This is a genomic window from Paraburkholderia sp. BR14320 (assembly GCF_040948665.1).
GTDB classification, from domain to species: domain Bacteria; phylum Pseudomonadota; class Gammaproteobacteria; order Burkholderiales; family Burkholderiaceae; genus Paraburkholderia; species Paraburkholderia youngii.
This window is the reverse complement of the sequence record NZ_JBFPKG010000080.1, coordinates 1-20,710: the sequence shown is the minus strand read 5'-3', so window position 1 is coordinate 20,710 and position 20,710 is coordinate 1. Positions and strand designations below refer to the sequence as shown.

Below are 20,710 nucleotides of genomic sequence, written 5' to 3'. Positions count from 1 at the left end.
GACGTCGGCAGCGGCAAGACGATCGTCGCGGCGCTCGCGGCCGCGCAGGCGATCGATGCCGGCTACCAGGCCGCGCTGATGGCGCCGACCGAAATCCTCGCCGAGCAGCACGCGCGCAAGTTGCGCGGCGCGGTTGCGCCGCTCGTCGTGCGCGCGCTTCAGCGACATCTGCTGCGCGAGCAGCTCCTCGAACTTGATGCGCACCCAGGCCGGATGCGTGCCGTCGATCAACGCCGTTTCGTCAGACTGCACGCCCGGATGATGCAGCGTGCGTACCGCGTCCATCAGCGCCGGCACGCCGAGCGGTTCGAGAAACGCGCGTGCGACCGGCGCGGGCAGCAGCTCCGGCAGCGACGTGCGCGCGAGCGCGTTGTCGATCGCCTTGCGCAGATACGCCTGCGACACGCCTGCGGTGCTCGGATAGACCGGTGTCAGCGCCTGCGGCAGCGGCGTGTCTTCATCGACGACGCGCACGGCCGGATGCACCATCTCCATGCCGAAAAAGCCGCCGCGCACGTCGCCGCGCACGCGCAGGCGCGCGCCGACCGCCATCTGCTTGACCTGCGAGCCGTAGAAATTCAGAAAACGGAGCACCAGTTCGTCGCCGTCGGCGTCGCGCAGCTTCACGAGCAGCTGCCGGCGCGGGCGATAGGCGATCTCGTTGTCGAACACCACGCCTTCGGTTTGCGCGATACCGCCGGGCAGCAGATGACCGATCGGCGTCAGCGACGTTTCGTCTTCGTAGCGCATCGGCAGATGCAGCACGAGGTCGATGTCTCGTGTGAGGCCGAGTTTGGCGAGCTTGTCGGCGGTTTTGACGGGGGCTTTGGCTGCGGGTTTGGCGGCGGCCTTCGCCGCGGCTTTGGTTTTGGCGGCGGGTTTGTCGTCGCTCGCGGGGTCGCCGTCGCGCCCGGCATCCTGGCCCGCGGCGATCATGCCGCCTTGCGCGCCGCCTTCTGCGCCTCGGTCGCCCGCCTCCGCTCGCGCACCACGGCGCCGCGGTTCGGCGCCCGCTTCGAGGGTGGCAACGGACGATCGGCGTTCGGACAAAGGCATGAGCTGCTTCGCAAGTACAATATCGGCTGCTGTCGAAAAAAAACGTGCCGCTCTGCGCGCATCCAGCGTGGGCAAGATGCGGCTCAACGCGCACGCGGGCCGCTTCGGCGTCCCGCCATCATAGCCGCCCGGCTCCGGCTTCGGCTCAATTCAGTCCCAAATCAGTACCAATCCGCTTCCAGTCGTTCGCATGTTTACGCTTTCCGATTTCGATTTCGATCTGCCGCCCGAGCTGATCGCGCAAGTCGCGCTGCCCGAGCGCAGCGCAAGCCGTCTGCTCGACGTGGACGCCGCGGGCGCCGCCGACGGCGCCGCGCGCCTGATCGACCGCCGCTTTACCGACTTGCCCGAGTGCCTCGCGCCGGGCGATCTGCTGGTCTTCAATGACACCAAAGTGCTGAAGGCGCGCTTCTTCGGCCAGAAAGCGAGCGGCGGCAAGGTCGAAGTGCTGGTCGAGCGGCTGACCGGCGAGCGCAGCGCGCTTGCGCAGATCCGCGCGAGCAAGAGCCCGCAGGCGGGCACGACGATCCGTCTCGCGGATGCTTTCGACGTCACCGTCGGCGAGCGCGTCGACCAGTTCTACACGCTGCACTTCCCCGACGACTGCCTGACGCTGATCGAGCAATACGGCCGTCTGCCGCTGCCGCCGTACATCGAGCACGATCCCGACGCGACCGACGAAACCCGCTATCAAACGGTGTACGCGCAGAACCCGGGCGCGGTCGCCGCGCCGACCGCCGGCCTGCACTTCGACGACGCGCTGCTCGCGAGGCTCGACGCCCTCGGCATCGAACGCGCGACGCTGACGCTGCACGTTGGCGCGGGCACGTTCCAGCCGGTGCGGGTCGAGAACATCGCCGAGCACAAGATGCACAGCGAGTGGTATCACCTGCCGCAAGCGCTCGCGGACAAGATTGCTGCGACCAAAGCGCGCGGCAACCGCGTGATCGCGGTCGGCACGACCTCGATGCGCGCGCTCGAAGCCGCCGCGCGCGACGCCGAAGCGGCCGGCCATCCGCTCGCCGCGGCGAGCGCCGAAACCGACATCTTCATCACGCCGGGCTACCGCTTCCGCGTGGTCGACCGGCTGGTCACGAACTTCCATTTGCCGAAGTCGACGCTGCTGATGCTGGTGTCGGCGTTCGCCGGTGTCGAGACGATTCGCGCCGCGTATCGTCACGCGATCGACGAGCGTTATCGCTTTTTCAGCTACGGTGACGCGATGCTGCTGACGCGGCGAGATGCCTAAGCCGGTTCGAGCACTGCATCAGCGTATTGGCTGTTTTCCCAACCGCCGCGATCCCTCGTGGCGGTTTTCATTGATTGCGCCGGACTGTTTTCCGGTAGCACAGGAGTAATCCCCATGACCCTTGGTCATCTCTCGCAGCATCCTGCCCACGAGCGCCCGGAGAATGGCCTCAAATTCGAACTGCTCGGCACCGACGGCCTCGCGCGCCGCGGCCGCGTCACGCTCAATCACGGCGTGGTGGAGACGCCGATCTTCATGCCGGTCGGCACCTATGGCACCGTGAAGGCGGTCCAGCCGCGCGAGCTCGACGAAATGCACGCGCAGATCATCCTCGGCAATACGTTTCACCTGTGGCTGCGGCCCGGCCTCGAAACGATCGAAGCGCACGGCGGCCTGCACGGCTTCATGGGCTGGAAGAAGCCGATCCTGACCGACTCGGGCGGTTTCCAGGTGTTCTCGCTTGGCGATCTGCGCAAGATCACCGAGGACGGCGTCACGTTCGCGTCGCCGATCAACGGCGACCGGCTGTTCCTGTCGCCGGAAGTGTCGATGCAGATCCAGAAGGTGCTGAACTCCGACATCGTGATGCAGTTCGACGAATGCACGCCGTACGCGACCAACAACATCCCGACCTCGCACAAGGACGCGGCCGAATCGATGCGCATGTCGATGCGCTGGGCCCAGCGCTCGATCGACGAATTCCAGCGCCTCGGCAATCCGAATGCCCTCTTCGGCATCGTGCAGGGCGGCATGTTCGAAGACTTGCGCGACGAGTCACTCGCCGGCCTCGCCGAGAAGAACTTCCACGGCCTCGCGATCGGCGGTCTGTCGGTCGGCGAGCCGAAGGAAGACATGATGCGGATCCTCAACCACATCGGCCCGAAGCTGCCGGCCAACAAGCCGCACTACCTGATGGGCGTCGGCACGCCGGAAGACCTGGTGGCCGGCGTCGCGGCCGGCGTCGACATGTTCGACTGCGTGATGCCGACGCGCAACGCACGCAACGGCTGGCTGTTCACGCGCTTCGGCGACATCAAGATCCGCAACGCGACGCACAAGAACTCGCTGCGCCCGCTCGACGAGCAATGCGGCTGCTACACCTGCCGCAACTTCACGCGCGGCTATCTGCACCACCTGCATCGCGTTGGCGAAATCCTCGGCGCGCAGCTGAACACGATCCACAACCTGCACTACTACCTCGAACTGATGCAGGAAATGCGCGATGCGATCGAGGCGAAGCTGTTCGACGCGTTCCGCAAGCGCTTTCACGAAGACCGGTCGCGCGGCGTCGAACCGTCGTCCTGACGGCCCGGTACGCGAATGCCGCCGAAGAGTGCCCATGCCGCACGCGGACAACTTACAATTTGCTTTCGCAGGCCGCTGAATTTGCCCCGCATCGGACCTTTAAACGGTTGATCGCAAAGCCGATTCGCCGTGCCGGCGTGCGTGTGGCCGGTGGTAGAATAATCGGCTGATTTTTTGTTCGTTTGTTTGACCAATAACGGAGAGACCAACGTGTCGTTCATTTCCAATGCCTTCGCCCAAGGCGCTGCAGCAGGTGGTGTCGAATCGAACCTGATGAGCTTCCTGCCGCTGATCCTGATGTTCGGCGTGCTGTACTTCATCATGATTCGCCCGCAAATGAAGCGTCAGAAGGAACATCGCAACATGCTCGCAGCGATGGCCAAGGGCGATGAAGTCGTGACGAACGGCGGTATCGTCGGCAAGGTGACGAAGGTGGGCGAAGCCTACGTCGGCATCGAAATCTCGGAAGGCACGGAAATTACCGTGCAGAAGGCGTCGGTCACGACAATTCTCCCGAAGGGCACGATCAAGTCGCTGTAAGGCCTGCACTCCTCGCGTCCGGCGCGGCCTCGCCGGCGGTTCAGGCACTTCGCTGAACGGCCCGCGCTAATCGCCGGACGCATCGCATCCAAGCCAACCTTCCCGTTGGACCACTCATGAATCGCTACCCCCTCTGGAAATACGCCGTGATGCTGGTGGCTCTGGTCATCGGCCTCGTGTACACGCTGCCCAATCTGTACGGCGAAGCGCCGGCGGTGCAGGTGTCGAGCGGCAAGGCCACGGTCAGGCTCGACGCCACCACGCTGGCGTCGGTCGAAGCCGCGCTCGCGGGCAATCAGATCAAGCCGACCGCGGTCACGTTCGACAACTCGCAGAACAACGCGAACATCCGCGTGCGCCTGACGGACACGGACACGCAGCTGCGCGTGAAAGACCTGCTGCAAAAGACGCTCAATAGCGATCCGAACGATCCGCAATACATCGTCGCACTGAACCTGCAAAGCGCGTCGCCGACCTGGATGACCGCGCTGCGCGCACTGCCGATGTACCTCGGCCTGGACCTGCGCGGCGGCGTGCACTTCCTGCTGCAGGTCGACATGGCCGGCGCACTGAACAAGAAGCTCGATTCGGACGCCTCGGACGTGCGCACGCTGCTGCGCGACAACAACGTCCGCGACGGCGGCGTGAATCGCGTGAACCAGTCGGTGGTGGTGAATCTGGCCGATCAGGCCACGGCGGACGCGGCCCTCAAGCTGCTGGGCCGCGGCGTCAGCGAACTCCAGTGGACCTCGCAGCCGAACACCGGCGCGGACGGCGGTGTGCAGCTGGTCGGCACTTTCACGCCGGCCGTGCAGCGCGCGGTGCAGGACGCCGCGCTCAAGCAGAACATCACGACGCTGCATAACCGCGTGAACGAACTCGGCGTGGCCGAGCCGGTGATCCAGCAACAGGGCGCGGACCGCATCGTGGTCGAGCTGCCGGGCGTGCAGGACACCGCGAAGGCGAAGGACATCATCGGCCGCACGGCGACGCTCGAAGCGCGCCTCGCCGACCCGGTCAACACGCATCCGAACCCGAACGACCCGGTGCCGCCGGGCGACGAACTCTTCACGCAAGGCAACCAGGCGCCGGTGCTGCTGCGCAAGCAGGTGATCTTCACCGGTGACCGCATCATCGACGCATCGGCGGGCTTCGACGAACATCAGCGTCCGTCGGTCAACATCCGTCTCGACTCGGCCGGCGGCCGCGCGGTGCGCGCGGTGTCGCGCGACAACATCGGCAAGCCGATGGCGATGGTGCTGTTCGAGCGCGGCAAGGGCGAAGTGCTGACGGTCGCAACCATCCAGTCGGAACTGGGCGACCGCTTCCAGATTACCGGCCAGCCGACCCCGCAAGCGGCCGCCGACCTCGCGCTGCTGCTGCGCGCCGGTTCGCTCGCCGCGCCGATGGAAATCATCGAGGAACGCACGATCGGCCCGAGCCTCGGCGCCGACAACATCAAGAAGGGCTTCCACTCGGTCGTATGGGGCTTCGCGGCGATCGCCGTGTTCATGATCGCGTACTACATGCTGTTCGGCGTGATCTCGATGATCGGCCTGTCCGTGAACCTGCTGCTGCTGGTCGCGGTGCTGTCGATGCTGCAGGCCACGCTCACGCTGCCGGGTATCGCCGCTATCGCGCTCGCGCTCGGTATGGCGATCGACGCGAACGTGCTGATCAACGAGCGCGTACGCGAAGAGCTGCGCCACGGCGCGCCGCCGCAACTGGCGATCCAGAACGGCTACGCGCACGCATGGGCGACGATTCTCGACTCGAACGTGACCACGCTGATCGCCGGCCTCGCGCTGCTCGCGTTCGGCTCGGGTCCGGTGCGCGGTTTCGCGATCGTCCACTGTATCGGCATTCTGACGTCGATGTTCTCGGCGGTGTTCTTCTCGCGCGGCCTCGTCAACTTCTGGTACGGCGGCAAGAAGAAGCTGAAGTCGCTGTCGATCGGCCAGGTGTGGCGTCCGCAAGCGGCAGCCGCCGGCTCGGCTGCTTATGCCGGCGGCCTCGACAGCAGCGACGCCGCGACCGACACCGCGCAGGCCATCGCTACGGCGAAGGCGAGCGCGAAGGCAAGCTCGAAGGCACCGGCTGCAGCCGGCGCGCAGGGTCGCACGAAGCCGACCGTGCGCCGCCGCAATGCGCCGGGCACGCCGACGTCGAATAGCTCGACGCCGCAGAAGCCGGGTTCATCCCGCTGAGTCCCGGAGAACAAGACCATGGAATTTTTCCGTTTCCGCAAAGACATTCCGTTCATGCAGCGCGCGTTGATTTTCAACGCGGTCTCGCTGATCACTTTTCTCGCCGCCGTGTTCTTCCTCGTGCATCGCGGGCTGCATCTGTCGGTGGAATTCACCGGCGGTACGGTGATCGAGGTTCAGTATCCGGGCGCGGTGCCGCTCGACCCGGTGCGTGCCACGCTCGGCAAGCTCGGCTATGCCGACGCGCAGGTGCAGAACTTCGGCACCGCGCGCGACGTGCTGATCCGTCTGCCGCTGAAGCCGGGCCTCACGTCCGCACAGCAGAGCGAGCAGGTGATGAGCGCGCTGAAGGCCGATACGCCCGAGGTGCAGTTGCAGCGCGTCGAGTTCGTCGGTCCGCAGGTCGGCAAGGAACTCGCCACCGACGGTCTGCTCGCGCTCGCGTGTGTGGTGATCGGTATCGTCATCTATCTGTCGTTCCGCTTCGAATGGAAGTACGCGGTCGCCGGCGTGATCGCGAACTTGCACGACGTCGTGATCATTCTCGGCTTCTTCGCGTTCTTCCAGTGGGAGTTCTCGCTGTCGGTGCTGGCAGCGGTGCTCGCGGTGCTCGGCTATTCGGTCAACGAGTCGGTGGTCATCTTCGACCGGATTCGCGAAACCTTCCGCCGCGAACGCAAGATGAGCGTGATGGAAGTGATCAACCACGCAATCACCAGCACGATGTCGCGTACCATCATCACGCACGGCTGTACGCAGATGATGGTGCTGTCGATGTTCCTGTTCGGCGGGCCGACGCTGCACTACTTCGCGCTCGCGCTGACGGTCGGTATTCTGTTCGGTATCTACTCGTCGGTGTTCGTCGCCGCGGCGCTCGCGATGTGGTTCGGCGTCAAGCGCGAAGACCTGATCAAGGAAAAGAAAGAAAGCCACAATCCGGAGGATCCGAACGCGGGCGCGCAGGTTTGATGTGTGCGTAGTCGCTGAGGATTGCGCGAATAAAAAAGGCCGGTTCTGTCGAACCGGCCTTTTGCGTTTACGCCGTGCGCGGCCGCTACCGACTCGAACCTAGCGGAACCCCAGCTTGCGTCGCGCGCCAATCAGCGCCGCGATGCTCAGCAGCGCGGCGAACATCATGTAGTAGCTCGGCGCTGCCTTCGATCCGGTCACGCTGATCAGCCACGCGATGATGAACGGCCCGAAGCCGCCGAAAATCGTCACCGCGATGTTATACGCGAGCGACATGCCGGTCGTGCGCGTCTGCACCGGGAAGATCTCCGACAGCAGGCCCGGCGTCGCGCCGAAGTAGCAGCTGACGAGAAGGCCGAACACGATCTGCCACACGATCAGCGTGCCGAAGCTCGGATGCGCGATCAGGAACGCGAACGCCGGATAGACGAGCACGAACAGCAGCACGGCCGCGCCCAGCATGATGCGCGTGCGTCCATGCAGATCCGACCAATGCCCGGCCACCGGCGAGAACACCATCTGGATCAGACCCGTCACCGCGATCGCCGCGAACGCGACCGACGGCGCGAGCCCCAGTTGCCGCACGCCATAAGTCGGCATGAACAGCATCAGATAGGAGGACACCGTTCCGAGGATCACCACGCCCATCGCGATCACGAGTCGCAGTTTCTGCGTTGCGAACGTGTCGCGCAGCGGCGTCTGCGTCGTTTCGGCGGCGAGGAATTCGGGCGTCTCGTCGAGCCTCGCGCGGATGTAGAACGCGACCGGTCCGATCAGCAGACCGAAAAAGAACGGCACGCGCCAGCCCCACGACGTCATCTGCTCGGGCGACAACCCGCCGGTCAGCAACGCGCCGAAACCGGCCGCGAGCAGCGTCGTCAGGCCCTGGCTCGCCATCTGCCAACTCGCATAGAAGCCGCGCCGCCCCGGCACGTGCTCGGCGAGAAACGCGGTTGCGCTGCCGAACTCGCCGCCGGCCGAGAAACCTTGCATCAGCCGCGCGAGCACGAGGATCAGCGGCGCGGCGAGACCGATGCTCTGATAGGTCGGCAGAATCGCGATGATCAGCGTGCCGCTCATCATCAGCAGAATCGAAAGCGTGAGCGCCGCCTTGCGCCCGGCGCGGTCCAAGTACGCGCCGATCACGATTGCGCCGAGCGGCCGCATGAAAAACGACACGCCGAAGGTGCCGAGCGTCAGCAGCAGCGACACGGTGTCGTTGCCGGCCGGAAAAAACAGTTTGGAGATGGTCACGGCGAAAAAGCCGTAGACCACGAGGTCGAACCATTCGAGCGCGTTGCCGATCGAGGCGGCCGCCACCGCGCGCCACGAATTCTGCCGGCTTCCCGCGACGCTTGCTGCTGTCGTTGCATTCATCCAGATCTCCTGTGCTGCGCGAAATATTTATTCGAAACAACGCGTGACGTCCGCGTTGGCCATCCCGGCAACGCGCACCCCCGGCATGACTCGTGCGCTCTATTTAACTGAAAAAATAAAAGTGAAGCGAGCGACAAATGCCCGATGCGGGTCAATGCGCGCCATGCATGGCCGTGCGGTTCGCTACCGGCGATAAAAAACCGCTTCGTCGGAGAACGACCGAAGCGGTTTTCGTGTTGCGATGCAGCGCGAATCGAATCGCGACAGCGGCTCGCGCTTACTGCTGCTTGATGCCTTCCGACTGGATATGCAAGCGCGTCTGCATGCTGAAGCCGTACTTCGCGCCGAAGTCCATGCCGTAATCGGCGCGATTGAATTCGGTGCTCGCCTCGACGCCGCACACTTCGCGCTTGAGCACCGGATGCTGCATGCACTTGAATGAATCGACCTTCAGATTCACCGGCTTCGTGATGCCGCGAATCGTCAGATTGCCGATCACCTCGACCGGCTTGTCGCCGTCGAACTTGATCTCGGTGCCCTTGTAGGTCACGGTCGGATACTTCGCGACGTCGAAGAACTCGCCAGATTTCAGATGATCGTCGAGCTTGGGATTGCCGGTCTGCACCGAAGCGGGATCGACGCTGACCTCGAGAGTGCCGGTCTTCGCCGCGCGATCGAGCGTGACCGTGCCCGTGGTCTTCGTGAATTTGCCGCGCCAGATCGACAGACCGCCGAAGTGGTCGGCCTCGAAGCTCGGAAACGTATGCATCGGATCAAGCATATAGGTATCGGCGGCGAAGGCGCCGAGCGACAGCGACGAAGCCAGCGCGCCAACAGCGATCAACATGGACGTTTTCAATTCGTGCTCCTGTTTTGCGTTGAAAATCGCGGTGCAACCTGCGGTGGGAAAACGGCCGCGCCCCACGTGGCGCGGCGCACATCGCGAACGCCGCGCGCGTTACTTGTGCGCGGCGACGATATGAAACTTGATCACGACCTCGTCGGCGACGACCGACGTGTCCTTCCATTCGCCGGTGCCGACGTCGAACTGCGAACGCTTGATCGGCAGCGCGCCGTCGAAGGTCTGCGTCGCGCCCTGCTGGCTCACCGTGACCGGCACGACGACCGTCTCAGACTTGCCCTTGATGGTCAGCTTGCCGGTCACCTTGAACTGATTGCCGCCGGCCGGCGCGATCGCGCTCGACACGAACGTCGCGCGCGGAAAAGTCTTCGCGTCGAACCATTCCTTGCCGCGCACCTGCTCGTTGTAGCTCTCGTCGCCGAGATCGTAACTGGCGACGTCGATATCGATCTGCGCGCTGCCGGCCGTCGGCTTGGCCGGATCGAAGCTGACCTGCGCGGTGAACTTGTTGAACTTGCCTTCGACCGGCACGTTCATCTGCTTCGAGGTGGCCGTTACCGAGCTCTTCGCGACGTCGACCTGCGCGAGCGCCGCGCCCGCGGCGCTCAGCGACGCCGCCGCGAATGCGGCGAGCATGTAGCGATAAAACGAAACCTTCATGGTTGTCCTTATTTGAGGAAGGGGATCATGCGCGACAGCAGGCCGTCGCGATCGAGCCATTGATGCTTGAGCGCCGCCGCGACGTGCAGCGCGACCAGCACGAGCAGCGTGTAATTCAACGCGATATGCAGGGTCTTCAGCAGTTCTTTCAGGTGCGGGTCGGGCGCGATGATGCGCGGCAGCGGAATCAGCCCGAGATAGACGACCGGCACGTTCGCGGCCGAGCTATACAGATAGCCGGACACGGGAATCACGATCATCAGCGCGTACAGCAACAGATGCGTCAGATGCGCGGCGGCGCGCTGCCAGGTCGGCATGCGGCGCGGCATCGGCGGTCCGGCATGGGTCGCTCGCCACAGGATGCGCACGATCGCGAGCGCGAACACGGTCACGCCGATCCATTTGTGCCACGAGAAATAGCGCAGCTTGGTGGGCGTGAAACCGGGAATGTCGGTCATCACCCAGCCGAGTGCAAAGCCGCAGACGATCAGCAATGCGATCAGCCAGTGAAACGCGATGGCGGTCCTCGTGTACGACTCCCGGGTACCGAACGATGGATTGAGTGTCATGACAGATCAGCGCAGGCTGTTAGAAGTTAACGGCGCGCCGCGGCCGGCTATTCCGCGATCACTGCTGCGGACCAGCACGGCGCGCGCGCCCGCGGCGGCCGATTCGGCCGATGCGGCCGGCATCATCACCAGAAAAGGCGGCCGGGGGGTACCACGGGCGCCATGCTACCCCAAGCGCGCAAAGCTGGCTGCAGCGCGTCGGCGAAACGGGCCCGAATTTTGCAGCGCAGCACGCCGGAGCGCGCCGCGCGCGCTTCGCGTCGGTCGCAAGGCCGCGTTTGGTACTATTGCTGCTCGCTGCCGCCCCTTCCCTCGTAAAGAGCAGGCCTTGCACGCCGCCACTACGCCGTTAGCCCATCTGCCGCATGGAACATGACAACCTGATCGCATGCCATGAATGCGATACGCTGTTCCGCAAGCCACGGCTTGTCGGGCGCGTCGCCGCGCGTTGTCCGCGCTGCCGCGCGACGCTCTTTCGCGGCGTATCGCGCAAGCTCGACGCGATCTGCGCACTGACGCTCGCCGCGCTGATCACGTTCGTGATCGCGCAGGGCTTTCCGATCGTCGAACTGGAAACCAACGGCATCACCTCACAGACCACGCTGTTCGGCGCGCTCGTCGCGCTGTGGGGCGAGGACATGGAGATCGTCGCCGTGATGGTGTTCTGCTCGACGATCCTCTTTCCGCTCACCGAACTCGTCGCCCTGCTGTACGTGCTGGTGCCGCTGCGCTCCGGCTATGTGCCTCCGCATTTCCATCGCGTGCTGCGCGCGATCCAGTTCGTGCGGCCGTGGGGCATGATCGAAGTGTTCATGCTCGGCGTGCTGATCACGATCGTGAAGATGGTGAGTCTCGCGCGCGTGATCCCCGAGGCGGCGCTGTTCGCGTTCGGCGCGCTGACGCTGATGTTCGCGGTCGTCGTGACGTTCGATCCGCGGGTGCTGTGGGATGTCGCCGACGAGATCGACGCGAGCGGCGATCGGCCGTTGCCGCGCACGTCGGCCGACAGCGCGGCGCTCGCGCTCGGCTCGCTCGCCGGTCCGCCGGCGCCGTCCGCGCACGTCGCGGGCTCGACGGGTGGCAGCGCTGACGGTGCCGCCGGCAGCGCTCCTCCGCCCGGCTTGCCGCCCGCGCCGCGCGAAGGATGAGCCCGCGATGAAATACGTCACCGCGAAACGCGCGGGCCTCGTGTCCTGTCACGCGTGCGGGCGCGTCGAACCGCGCATCCGCTCGATCGCGCCGCAGCACTGCAGCCGCTGCGGCGCGCATCTGCACTCGCGCAACCCCGACAGCCTGATGCGCACGTGGGCGCTGCTGATCGCCGCGGCGCTGCTGTATATTCCGGCGAATCTGCTGCCGGTGATGCATACGTCATCGCTGCTCGGCTCCGAGGACGACACCATCATGAGCGGCGTCGTCTATTTCTGGACCTCGGGCGACTGGCCGCTCGCGGTGATCGTGTTCATCGCCAGCATCATGGTGCCGATGCTGAAGCTCTCGGTGCTCGTGCTGCTGACCATCACCGCGCAGCGCCGCTCGCGCTGGCGTCCGCAACAGCGCACGACGCTGTACCGGATGGTCGAGCGCATCGGCCGCTGGTCGATGCTCGACGTGTTCGTCGTCACGCTCACCGTGGCGCTCGTGCGTTTCAAATCGCTGGCCGTGATCACGGCCGGGCCCGGCGCGATCGCGTTCGGCTCGGTTGTGATCCTGACGATGCTGGCCTCCATGCAATTCGATCCACGCCTCATCTGGGACCCCGTGGAAAGCAGTACCCCAACACCTCAGGATCTCGACCATGACTAGCCCGCAAGGACCGACGCCCGCTTCAGGTGACGCGCCGCGCAACGATTCGAACGGACCAAAACTGCCGCCCCAACTGCCCGACCCCGACATCGAACCACGCAGCCGCTGGCTGCCGTCGCTCGTCTGGGTGATTCCGCTGATCGCCGCGCTGATCGGCATCGCGCTCGTGGTCAGGTCGGTGACCGAGCGCGGGCCCGTGATCACGATCAGCTTCATCAGCGCGGAAGGGCTCGAGCCGGGCAAGACCCAGGTCAAGTACAAAGACGTCGCCATCGGTTCAGTGAAGACCATCACGCTGTCACCGGATCTGTCGCACGTGCTCGTGCAGGTGCAGCTCACCAAGGAAGGCGGCAAGTTCGCGGTCAAGGACTCGCGTTTCTGGGTGGTGCGTCCGCGCGTCGGCGCGAGCGGCGTATCGGGCCTGACCACGCTGCTGTCGGGCGCGTACATCGGCGCCGACGCGGGCCGCTCGAGCGACAGCGAGAGCAACTTCGTCGGCCTCGAAACGCCGCCGCCCGTCACCGGCGACCAGAAAGGCCGCCAGTACACGCTGCACGGCGAGTCGCTCGGCTCGATCGACATCGGCTCGCCGATCTTCTACCGGCGCGTGCAGGTCGGCCAGGTGGTCGGCTTCTCGCTCGACAAGAGCGGCACCGGCGTGACGATGCAGGTGTTCGTGTCGGCGCCGTTCGACCAGTACGTCGGCACCAACACGCGCTGGTGGCATGCGAGCGGCGTCGATCTGCGGCTCGATTCGAGCGGCTTCAAGCTGAACACGCAGTCGCTCGCGACGGTGATCGTCGGCGGTCTGTCTTTCCAGTCGCCGCCCGGCCAGAACATGGGCCCGCAGGCGCCGAACAACCAGACGTTCCGCCTCGCTTCGGACGAAGCGGACGCGATGCGGGAACCGGACGGCGTCCCGTTGCGTGTAGTGATGAACTTCAACCAGTCGCTGCGCGGGCTGTCGATCGGCGCGCCGGTCGACTTCCGCGGCATCGTGCTCGGCCAGGTGACCAATATCGGTATCGACTACGATCCGACGACGCGGAGCTTCACGATGCCGGTCACGCTGAACGTGTACCCCGATCGCCTCGGCAAGCGCTTCCGCGAGAGCGCGCCGCAGCCGGGCTCGCTCGCCGGCGAGAACCTGCTGCAGGAGCTCGTCAAGCATGGTCTGCGCGGCCAGTTGCGCACCGGCAACCTGATCACGAGCCAGTTGTACGTGGCGCTCGATATCTTCCCGAAAGCGGCGCCGGCGAAGGTCGACGTCACGAAGGATCCGCTCGAGCTGCCGACCATTCCGAACACGCTCGACGAATTGCAGCTGCAGGTCGCCGACATCGCGAAGAAGCTCGACAAGGTGCCGTTCGATCAGATCGGCGCGAACCTGAACACCGCGCTGAAGAACGCCGATCAGCTGTTCTCGCGTCTGGACAAGGAAGTCGTGCCGCAGGCGCGCGACACGCTGAGCGCCGCGAAGCAGACCTTCAATTCGGCCCAGGCAACCTTGCAGCAGGATTCGCCGATGCAGTCCGACGTTCATCAGGCGTTGCAGGAACTGACGCGCACGTTGCAGTCGCTGAATGCGCTGTCGGATTACCTCGAGCGTCATCCCGAATCGTTGTTGCGCGGTAAATCAGGAGATAAACCATGATGTTTGCCCGGCTCCCTCGTCCGCGGCGCGCGCTCGTGCGCGGTGCCGTGCGCGGCGTCGTGTATGGCGCCGCACTGGCCGCGGCGCTCGCGATCGCGGCGTGCTCGTCGCCGTCGAGCCGTTTCTATACGCTGGGTGGCGCGGACAGCGCAGCCGCCGCCGCGCGCACGGCCGCCGCGCCCGCGTGGCTGATCGAAGTCGCGCCGGTCAACGTGCCGCCGCAGGTGGCGAGAAACCAGCTGGTCGTGCAGACCGGGCCGACTCAGGTGCAACTGCTCGAACAGGAGCGCTGGGCGTCGCTGCCCGGTGATGAAATCCGCCGCGCGCTGTCGACCAACCTGACGCAGCAGCTCGGCACCATCGATACGTACGGCACCGCGCACCCCGACGACGCGGCCGTCTACCGGATCGCGATGAACGTGCAGCGCTTCGAGTCGTGGCCCGGCTCGCATGCGTTGATCGATGCGGTGTGGAGCGTGCGGGCCGTGCGCAGCAATGCGGTGATGACGTGTCGCAGCGTGGTCAGCGAGACGGTCGGAGGCGGCTACGACTCGCTCGTCGACGGACATCGGCGTGCGCTCGCGGAAGTGTCGACGCAGATCGCGACGGGCGTGCGCGCGATGGCGGCAGCAGCCGTCGCTACCACGAACACGACCGGCCGGAGTTCGGCTTCGTCCAGGCCGGCTGCGGCGCCGGCCGTGCCGCCCTGCCCTTCGGCGGGAACCGCCGCGGGAGCCGGCGCCTGATAGGCCCAGCGGCGCGGCGAGCTTAACGGCGTCCGCATGCCTGCTGGCGTCGCCGGCCCCGGCGGTACACGAGGCGCGATCAAGCAACGACAAACGACGCAAACGACGTCCCGGCGCGCCAATCGCGCCGGCCCGCCGACCCCGACCGCGTACAATAGCGCCTTATCCAACGCCTTGCGGCAACCTCAATGTCCTTCGATTTCTTCCTTCCTTGCCCGCGCGGGCTCGAAGCTCCGCTCGCGGCCGAACTCGCCGAAATTGCCGCCAAACATCTGAACGGCGCCCCGTTCACGGCCGGTGCGCAGGTGCCGGGCGGCGTGCATTTCCGCGGCGGCTGGGCCGCCGGCATGGCGGCCAATCTGCACTCGCGTCTGGCGAGCCGCGTGCTGCTGAAAATCGCGCAGCGGCCCTATCGCAGCGAGCAGGACATCTACGCGCTCGCGCTCGAGCAGCGCTGGGAGCAGTGGTTCTCCGCGCACGAGACGCTGCGCGTCGACGTCACCGCGATCAAGTCGCCGCTGCGCAGTCTCGAGTTCACGACGCTGCGCGTGAAGGACGCGATCTGCGATCGTCTGCGCGAAAAAAGCGGCGCGCGGCCGAGCATCGATACCGCGATGCCCGACGTGCGCGTGTTCGCGTTCCTGACCGCGACCGACTGCACGCTGTACCTCGACACGTCCGGCGATCCGCTGTTCAAGCGCGGCTGGCGTCTCGACAAGGGCGCTGCGCCGCTGCGCGAGAACCTTGCGGCGGGCATTCTGCGTCTGTCCGGTTGGCAGGCGGGCACGCCGCTCTACGATCCGATGTGCGGCAGCGGCACGTTTCTCGCGGAAGCGGCGCAGGTCGCGCTGGACATCGCGCCGGGCGTGCAGCGACGCTTCGGCTTCGAAAAGTTCATCCAGTTCGATACGCGGACCTGGCAAACGCTGCGGGGCGCCGCGCTCGAAGCGAAGAACGCGGCGCGCGGCTCGCGCGGCGCCGATCTGCAGATCTTCGGCAGCGACATCTCCGGCGACATGCTCGAAAAAGCACGCGCGAACTTCGAGCGCGCGGGGCTGCCGGCCATTGCGCTCAAGCAGCTCGACGCGCGCGACATGACGCCGCCCACCTCGGCGCCGGGCATCCTCGTCGCGAATCCGCCGTATGGCGAGCGGATCGAAGTGCGCGGCCGCAATGCGCGCGGCGAGCTTCGCGAAGGCCGCGGCAATCGCGACGACGACGGCTTCCGCCGCATTCAGGAAGAAGCGCCGGACAGCGAGTTTTTCCAGTTGCTCGGCAATGCGTTGAAGCAGCGCTTTGCCGGATGGCACGCGTTCATCCTGACGTCGGATCGCAAGCTGCCGGGGCAGCTGCGGCTGCGCGAATCGACGAAGACGCCGCTCTTCAACGGCGCGCTCGAATGCCGGCTGTTCCGCTTCGATCTGATCGCGGGCAGCGTGCGGCAGCGTCCGCAGGGCGATACGCAGGCCGGTTGACGCTACGCCGGTCGGGCAAGTCGACATCAAAACCGCGGACCTCGTGCCGCGGTTTTTTATTGCGCCACGTCGCGCTGTTTCCCTTCCTTCGAAAGCGCGCTCGAAGAGCCGGCTACCCGTTCCCCACCCTACTGCCACCACGCTGTCAGCAGCACCCCCGCACACTCCTCCTCACGCCACCCGGCGCTTGAACGGCCTACTGCCAACCGAAGGAGAGTGTCATGTCCGCATTGCCCAAAGTGGTTGCCTGGTTCGAAATCCCCTCCGTCGATTTCGATCGCGCGGTGCGCTTCTACGAAGCCGCGCTCGACGCCCCGCTGAATCGCCAGGAGATCGGCGGCCAGCCGATCGCCGTGTTCAGCTACGAGGAGCCCGCGACCGGCGGCGCGATCGTCCATAGTCCGTCGATGACGCCCGCCGCCGACGGCGTCACCGTCTACCTGAACGCGCAGCCCACCGTCGACGCCGCGCTCGAGCGCATCGAACGGGCAGGCGGCAAGACCGACGGCCCGGTGATCAAGCTGCCGCAGGACATCGGCTATATCGCGTTCTTCACCGACACAGAAGGCAACCGCGTCGGGCTGCATTCGCGCACCAACGGCTAGGCGCATCCGCAGCCACCGCGCCCCCACCGAAGGCCGCCATGCGGCGCTATCATCGCGGGACCGTCCCCCTCCTCCTCTACCCGACGCCCACGATGACGCGCCGCGCCGACCGCCTGTTCCAGATCGCCGAGCTGCTGCGCGGCCGCCGCTTGATCACCGCGAAGCAACTGGCCGACTGGCTGAACATCTCGCTGCGCACGGTCTATCGCGACGTGCGCGATCTGCAGTTGTCGGGGGTGCCGATCGAAGGCGAAGCGGGCATCGGCTATCGGCTGTCGCGCTCGGCGAGTCTGCCGCCGCTGACCTTCACCGCCGACGAACTCGCCGCGCTCGCCGCCGGCGCGCGCATGCTCGAATCGTGGGGCGGCGCGGGCTTCGCGAGCGGCGCGCGCGGCGCGCTAGCCAAAATCGCATCGGCGATGCCCGCCGACAAGCGTGCGGCGCTCGAACGGCTCGCGATCTTCGCGCCGTCGTTTCACATCAAGAGTGATTTTTCTACACAGCTCGACACGCTGCATCGCGCGATCGATACGCGCCAGGTGGTGCGCTTCGCGTACACGGACGCGAACGGCGCCGACACCGAGCGCCGCGTCTGGCCGCTCGCGCTCGCGTACTGGGGCGCGCGCTGGACGCTCGGCGCATGGTGCGAGCTGCGCAGCGATTTCCGCAACTTCGGGCTCGAGAAGATGCGCGATCTCACGGTGCTCGAGACGTATCCGGATCAGGAAGGCAGGCGGCTCGCGGATTTACTGCGGTATCTGAACGCGAGGCCGAAAAGATAAAAGGGATCGCGGTGATGCACCGCGATCCCAACACCGGTTCACAGCGACCGCATCAGTCGACCGCCTTCACCATGTCCTCGATCACCTTCTTCGCGTCGCCGAACACCATCATCGTCTTGTCCATGTAGAAGAGCTCGTTGTCGAGGCCCGCATAACCGGCGGCCATCGAGCGCTTGTTGACGATCACGGTGCGCGCCTTGTACGCCTCGATGATCGGCATGCCCGCGATCGGCGACTTCGGATCGTTCTTCGCGGCCGGATTCACCACGTCGTTCGCGCCGAGCACCAGCACCACGTCGACCTGGCCGAACTCGCCGTTGATGTCCTCCATCTCGTAGACCATGTCGTACGGCACTTCGGCCTCGGCGAGCAGCACGTTCATGTGCCCCGGCATGCGGCCGGCCACCGGGTGGATCGCGTACTTCACCTCGATGCCCTTCTCGACCAGCTTGTCGGTCAACTCTTTTAACGCATGCTGCGCGCGCGCCACGGCCAGCCCATAGCCCGGCACGATCACGACGGTTTCGGCGTTGCCCATCATGAACGACGCGTCATCGGCTGAACCCGATTTCACCGGACGCTGCTCCGCCGCGCCGCCCGCGGCCGCGCCCGGCTCGTTGCCGAAGCCGCCGAGGATCACGTTGAAGAACGAGCGGTTCATCGCGCGGCACATGATGTACGACAGGATCGCACCCGACGATCCGACCAGCGAGCCGGCGATGATCAGCATCGGATTGTTCAGCGAGAAGCCGATGCCCGCCGCCGCCCAGCCCGAGTACGAGTTCAGCATCGACACGACCACCGGCATGTCCGCGCCGCCGATCGGAATGATGATCAACACGCCGAGCACGAACGCGATGATCGTCATGATGATGAACGGCAGCCACGACTGCGTGAGGAAGAACAGCACGCCGAAGCCGAGCATCGCGAGCGCCAGCATCAGGTTGATCAGATGCTGGCCGCCGTAGACGACCGGCGCGCCCTGAAACAGCCGGAACTTGTACTTGCCCGACAGCTTGCCGAACGCGATCACCGAGCCGCTAAAAGTGATCGCGCCGACGAAGGTGCCGATGAACAGCTCGATGCGGTTGCCGTACGGCAGGAAGCCCTCGATCGGCACCTCGGGATCGACGAGCCCGAACGCGGCCGGCTCCGACACGACCCCGTACGCAATGCACACGGCCGCGAGACCGATCAGCGAGTGCATCGCCGCGACCAGCTCGGGCATCTTGGTCATCTCGACGCGCGCGGCGACGAACGCGCCGATCGCGCCGCCGATCACGAGCCCGAACAGCAGCAGGCCGAGCCCGAGACCGAGATTGGAGCCGAGTACCTCGGCCTGCCGCGAGATCAGCGCGATGGTGGTCAGAATCGCGATCGCCATGCCGACCATGCCGAAAGTATTGCCAGCCCGCGCGCTCTTCGGATTCGACAGCCCCTTGAGCGCCTGGATGAAGCAGACCGACGCGACCAGATACAGCAATGTGACGACGTTCAGGCTCATTTACGCACCCTCCTTGCCGCCAGCCGGAAGCTTCTTCGGCTCTTTTTTCTTGAACATCTCCAGCATTCGCCGCGTGACGAGAAAGCCGCCGAACACGTTGACGGCCGCGAGCGCCACCGCGATCGTGCCGAAGAACTTGCCCGCACTGCCCACCGTGAGACCGGCCGCGAGCATCGCGCCGACGATCACGATCGCCGAAATTGCATTGGTCACCGCCATCAGCGGCGTATGCAGCGCGGGCGTGACGTTCCAGACCACGTGATAGCCGACGTAGATCGCCAGCACGAAGATGATCAGGTTGATCACCGTGTGATTGAGGACTTCCATCTTCGGTCTCCCTATGCTTTGCGTGTGACCTGGCCATCGCGGGCAAGCAGCGTGGCCGCGACGATATCGTCCGCGAGATCGATGTTAAGCAGCCCTTCCTTCGTGACGATCAGCTTCAGGAAGTCGAGCAGGTTGCGCGCGTATAGCGACGATGCGTCGGCGGGCACCATCGCGGCGAGATTCGTATAGCCGACGATCTGCACGCCATAGCGCACCACCACCTGGTCCGTTTCGGTCAGCGGACAATTGCCGCCGCGCCGGCCGTCGACTTCGGGGCCGCGGCCGGCCGCGAGGTCGACGAGCACCGAGCCCGGTTTCATCGCCTGCACGGTTTCGACCGACAGCAGCGTCGGCGCGGGGCGGCCCGGAATCCGCGCGGGGGAGATGATCACGTCCGCCTGCTTCGCGCGCTCGGGCACGAGCGCCGACTGGCGCGCGAGCCACGACGGCGGCATCGGCCGCGCATAGCCGCCGACGCCTTGCGCAGCGTCGCGCTCCTCGTCGGTTTCGTAGGGCACGTCGAGAAATTTTGCGCCGAGCGATTCGATCTGCTCCTTGACGGCCGGGCGCACGTCGGACGCCTCCAGCACCGCGCCGAGGCGCTTCGCGGTGGCGATCGCCTGCAGACCGGCCACGCCCGCGCCGAGAATCAGCACGCGCGCGGCCTTCACGGTGCCGGCCGCGGTCATCAGCATCGGCATGAAGCGCGGATACAGCGTCGCCGCGAGCAGCACCGCCTTGTAGCCGGCGATATTCGCCTGCGATGACAGCACGTCGAGGCTCTGCGCGCGCGTGGTGCGCGGCGCGGCTTCGAGCGCGAATGCGGTGACGCCCGCCGCGGCGAGTTTGCCCGCATTCTCGGCGTTGAACGGGTCGAGCATGCCGACGAGCGTCGCGCCGCGTTTGAGCAGCGGCAGTTCGGAGTCGGTGGGGGAGTGGCCTGTGAGGACGAGAGCTGCGCCGAACGCGGTGGCGGCGTCGACGATCTCCGCGCCCCCGGCCGTATAGGCGTCATCG

19 protein-coding genes and 2 pseudogenes are annotated in these 20,710 nt (G+C 65.8%); 13 read left to right on the top strand and 8 right to left on the bottom strand.

Going from position 1 to position 20,710, the window contains the following annotated elements; all coding sequences use genetic code 11:
* Positions 1–21: 21 nt before the first annotated feature.
* Positions 22–81: pseudogene (locus AB3X89_RS36885) on the top strand (hypothetical protein); the annotation flags it as partial.
* A 42-nt stretch (positions 82–123) separates the two neighbouring features.
* Here AB3X89_RS36885 and AB3X89_RS36880 read toward each other — a convergent pair.
* A pseudogene (locus tag AB3X89_RS36880) lies at positions 124–1,056 on the bottom strand (ATP-dependent DNA helicase RecG); the annotation flags it as partial.
* Positions 1,057–1,246: 190 nt separating this feature from the next.
* On the opposite strand from AB3X89_RS36880, the gene queA reads away from it, so the two are divergent.
* The 5 genes from queA to secF all read left to right on the top strand — a co-directional run bounded on the left by queA (position 1,247) and on the right by secF (position 7,326).
* The gene (gene queA, locus AB3X89_RS36875) at positions 1,247–2,305 is read left to right on the top strand and encodes a tRNA preQ1(34) S-adenosylmethionine ribosyltransferase-isomerase QueA (RefSeq protein WP_368587620.1); all 1,059 of its coding nucleotides are present in this window, start codon (positions 1,247–1,249) and stop codon (positions 2,303–2,305) included.
* A 114-nt stretch (positions 2,306–2,419) separates the two neighbouring features.
* Entirely contained in the window at positions 2,420–3,610 is a 1,191-nt protein-coding gene (tgt, locus tag AB3X89_RS36870) for a tRNA guanosine(34) transglycosylase Tgt (protein WP_368587619.1), read from the top strand.
* A gap of 210 nt (positions 3,611–3,820) precedes the next feature.
* Positions 3,821–4,150, top strand: coding sequence for a preprotein translocase subunit YajC (gene yajC / locus AB3X89_RS36865; RefSeq protein WP_176109522.1), 330 nt, complete (start codon positions 3,821–3,823; stop codon positions 4,148–4,150).
* Positions 4,151–4,266: 116 nt separating this feature from the next.
* Complete coding sequence (gene secD / locus AB3X89_RS36860; RefSeq protein ID WP_368587618.1) at positions 4,267–6,357, top strand: protein translocase subunit SecD; 2,091 nt, start codon at positions 4,267–4,269, stop codon at positions 6,355–6,357.
* 18 nt (positions 6,358–6,375) lie between these two features.
* Positions 6,376–7,326 carry a protein translocase subunit SecF gene (secF, locus tag AB3X89_RS36855; RefSeq protein WP_368587617.1) on the top strand — a complete coding sequence of 317 codons (951 nt, stop codon included), beginning with the start codon at positions 6,376–6,378 and terminating at the stop codon, positions 7,324–7,326.
* Between the two features lie 99 nt (positions 7,327–7,425).
* Here the strand turns inward: secF and AB3X89_RS36850 are convergent, their stop codons facing one another.
* From AB3X89_RS36850 to AB3X89_RS36835, 4 genes are all read right to left on the bottom strand, one after another.
* Positions 7,426–8,703, bottom strand: a complete 1,278-nt coding sequence (locus tag AB3X89_RS36850) for an MFS transporter (RefSeq protein ID WP_368587616.1) — start codon at positions 8,701–8,703, stop codon at positions 7,426–7,428.
* A 277-nt stretch (positions 8,704–8,980) separates the two neighbouring features.
* Positions 8,981–9,550 (bottom strand): YceI family protein, encoded by a 570-nt coding sequence (locus AB3X89_RS36845; protein WP_368587615.1) that lies wholly within the window; start codon positions 9,548–9,550, stop codon positions 8,981–8,983.
* A 111-nt stretch (positions 9,551–9,661) separates the two neighbouring features.
* Positions 9,662–10,225, bottom strand: a complete 564-nt coding sequence (locus AB3X89_RS36840; protein WP_368587614.1) for a YceI family protein — start codon at positions 10,223–10,225, stop codon at positions 9,662–9,664.
* An 8-nt stretch (positions 10,226–10,233) separates the two neighbouring features.
* Positions 10,234–10,794, bottom strand: a complete 561-nt coding sequence (locus AB3X89_RS36835) for a cytochrome b (protein ID WP_368587613.1) — start codon at positions 10,792–10,794, stop codon at positions 10,234–10,236.
* A gap of 365 nt (positions 10,795–11,159) precedes the next feature.
* On the opposite strand from AB3X89_RS36835, the gene AB3X89_RS36830 reads away from it, so the two are divergent.
* From AB3X89_RS36830 to AB3X89_RS36800, 7 genes are all read left to right on the top strand, one after another.
* Positions 11,160–11,942 carry a paraquat-inducible protein A gene (locus tag AB3X89_RS36830; RefSeq protein WP_368587612.1) on the top strand — a complete coding sequence of 261 codons (783 nt, stop codon included), beginning with the start codon at positions 11,160–11,162 and terminating at the stop codon, positions 11,940–11,942.
* Between the two features lie 7 nt (positions 11,943–11,949).
* The gene (locus AB3X89_RS36825) at positions 11,950–12,600 is read left to right on the top strand and encodes a paraquat-inducible protein A (RefSeq protein ID WP_368587611.1); all 651 of its coding nucleotides are present in this window, start codon (positions 11,950–11,952) and stop codon (positions 12,598–12,600) included.
* Complete coding sequence (locus AB3X89_RS36820; RefSeq protein ID WP_368587610.1) at positions 12,593–14,254, top strand: intermembrane transport protein PqiB; 1,662 nt, start codon at positions 12,593–12,595, stop codon at positions 14,252–14,254. The genes AB3X89_RS36825 and AB3X89_RS36820 overlap by 8 nt, the downstream gene beginning before the upstream one ends.
* Positions 14,251–15,000: a membrane integrity-associated transporter subunit PqiC gene (locus AB3X89_RS36815; protein ID WP_368587609.1), complete on the top strand. Its 750-nt coding sequence runs from the start codon at positions 14,251–14,253 to the stop codon at positions 14,998–15,000. The genes AB3X89_RS36820 and AB3X89_RS36815 overlap by 4 nt, the downstream gene beginning before the upstream one ends.
* A gap of 188 nt (positions 15,001–15,188) precedes the next feature.
* Positions 15,189–16,475 carry a class I SAM-dependent RNA methyltransferase gene (locus tag AB3X89_RS36810; RefSeq protein ID WP_368587608.1) on the top strand — a complete coding sequence of 429 codons (1,287 nt, stop codon included), beginning with the start codon at positions 15,189–15,191 and terminating at the stop codon, positions 16,473–16,475.
* A 221-nt stretch (positions 16,476–16,696) separates the two neighbouring features.
* A complete protein-coding gene (locus AB3X89_RS36805) occupies positions 16,697–17,080 on the top strand; it encodes a VOC family protein (RefSeq protein WP_368587607.1) in 384 nt (127 codons plus the stop codon).
* Between the two features lie 38 nt (positions 17,081–17,118).
* On the top strand, positions 17,119–17,862 hold the full coding sequence (locus AB3X89_RS36800) for a helix-turn-helix transcriptional regulator (RefSeq protein WP_368587606.1): 744 nt from the start codon (positions 17,119–17,121) through the stop codon (positions 17,860–17,862).
* A gap of 52 nt (positions 17,863–17,914) precedes the next feature.
* Here AB3X89_RS36800 and AB3X89_RS36795 read toward each other — a convergent pair whose 3' ends face one another.
* The 3 genes from AB3X89_RS36795 to AB3X89_RS36785 all read right to left on the bottom strand — a co-directional run.
* The gene (locus AB3X89_RS36795) at positions 17,915–19,366 is read right to left on the bottom strand and encodes an NAD(P)(+) transhydrogenase (Re/Si-specific) subunit beta (RefSeq protein WP_368587605.1); all 1,452 of its coding nucleotides are present in this window, start codon (positions 19,364–19,366) and stop codon (positions 17,915–17,917) included.
* On the bottom strand, positions 19,367–19,693 hold the full coding sequence (locus AB3X89_RS36790; RefSeq protein WP_176379007.1) for an NAD(P) transhydrogenase subunit alpha: 327 nt from the start codon (positions 19,691–19,693) through the stop codon (positions 19,367–19,369).
* An 11-nt stretch (positions 19,694–19,704) separates the two neighbouring features.
* A partial coding sequence (locus AB3X89_RS36785; RefSeq protein ID WP_368587604.1) for an NAD(P) transhydrogenase subunit alpha occupies positions 19,705–20,710 on the bottom strand: 1,006 nt, incomplete at its 5' end.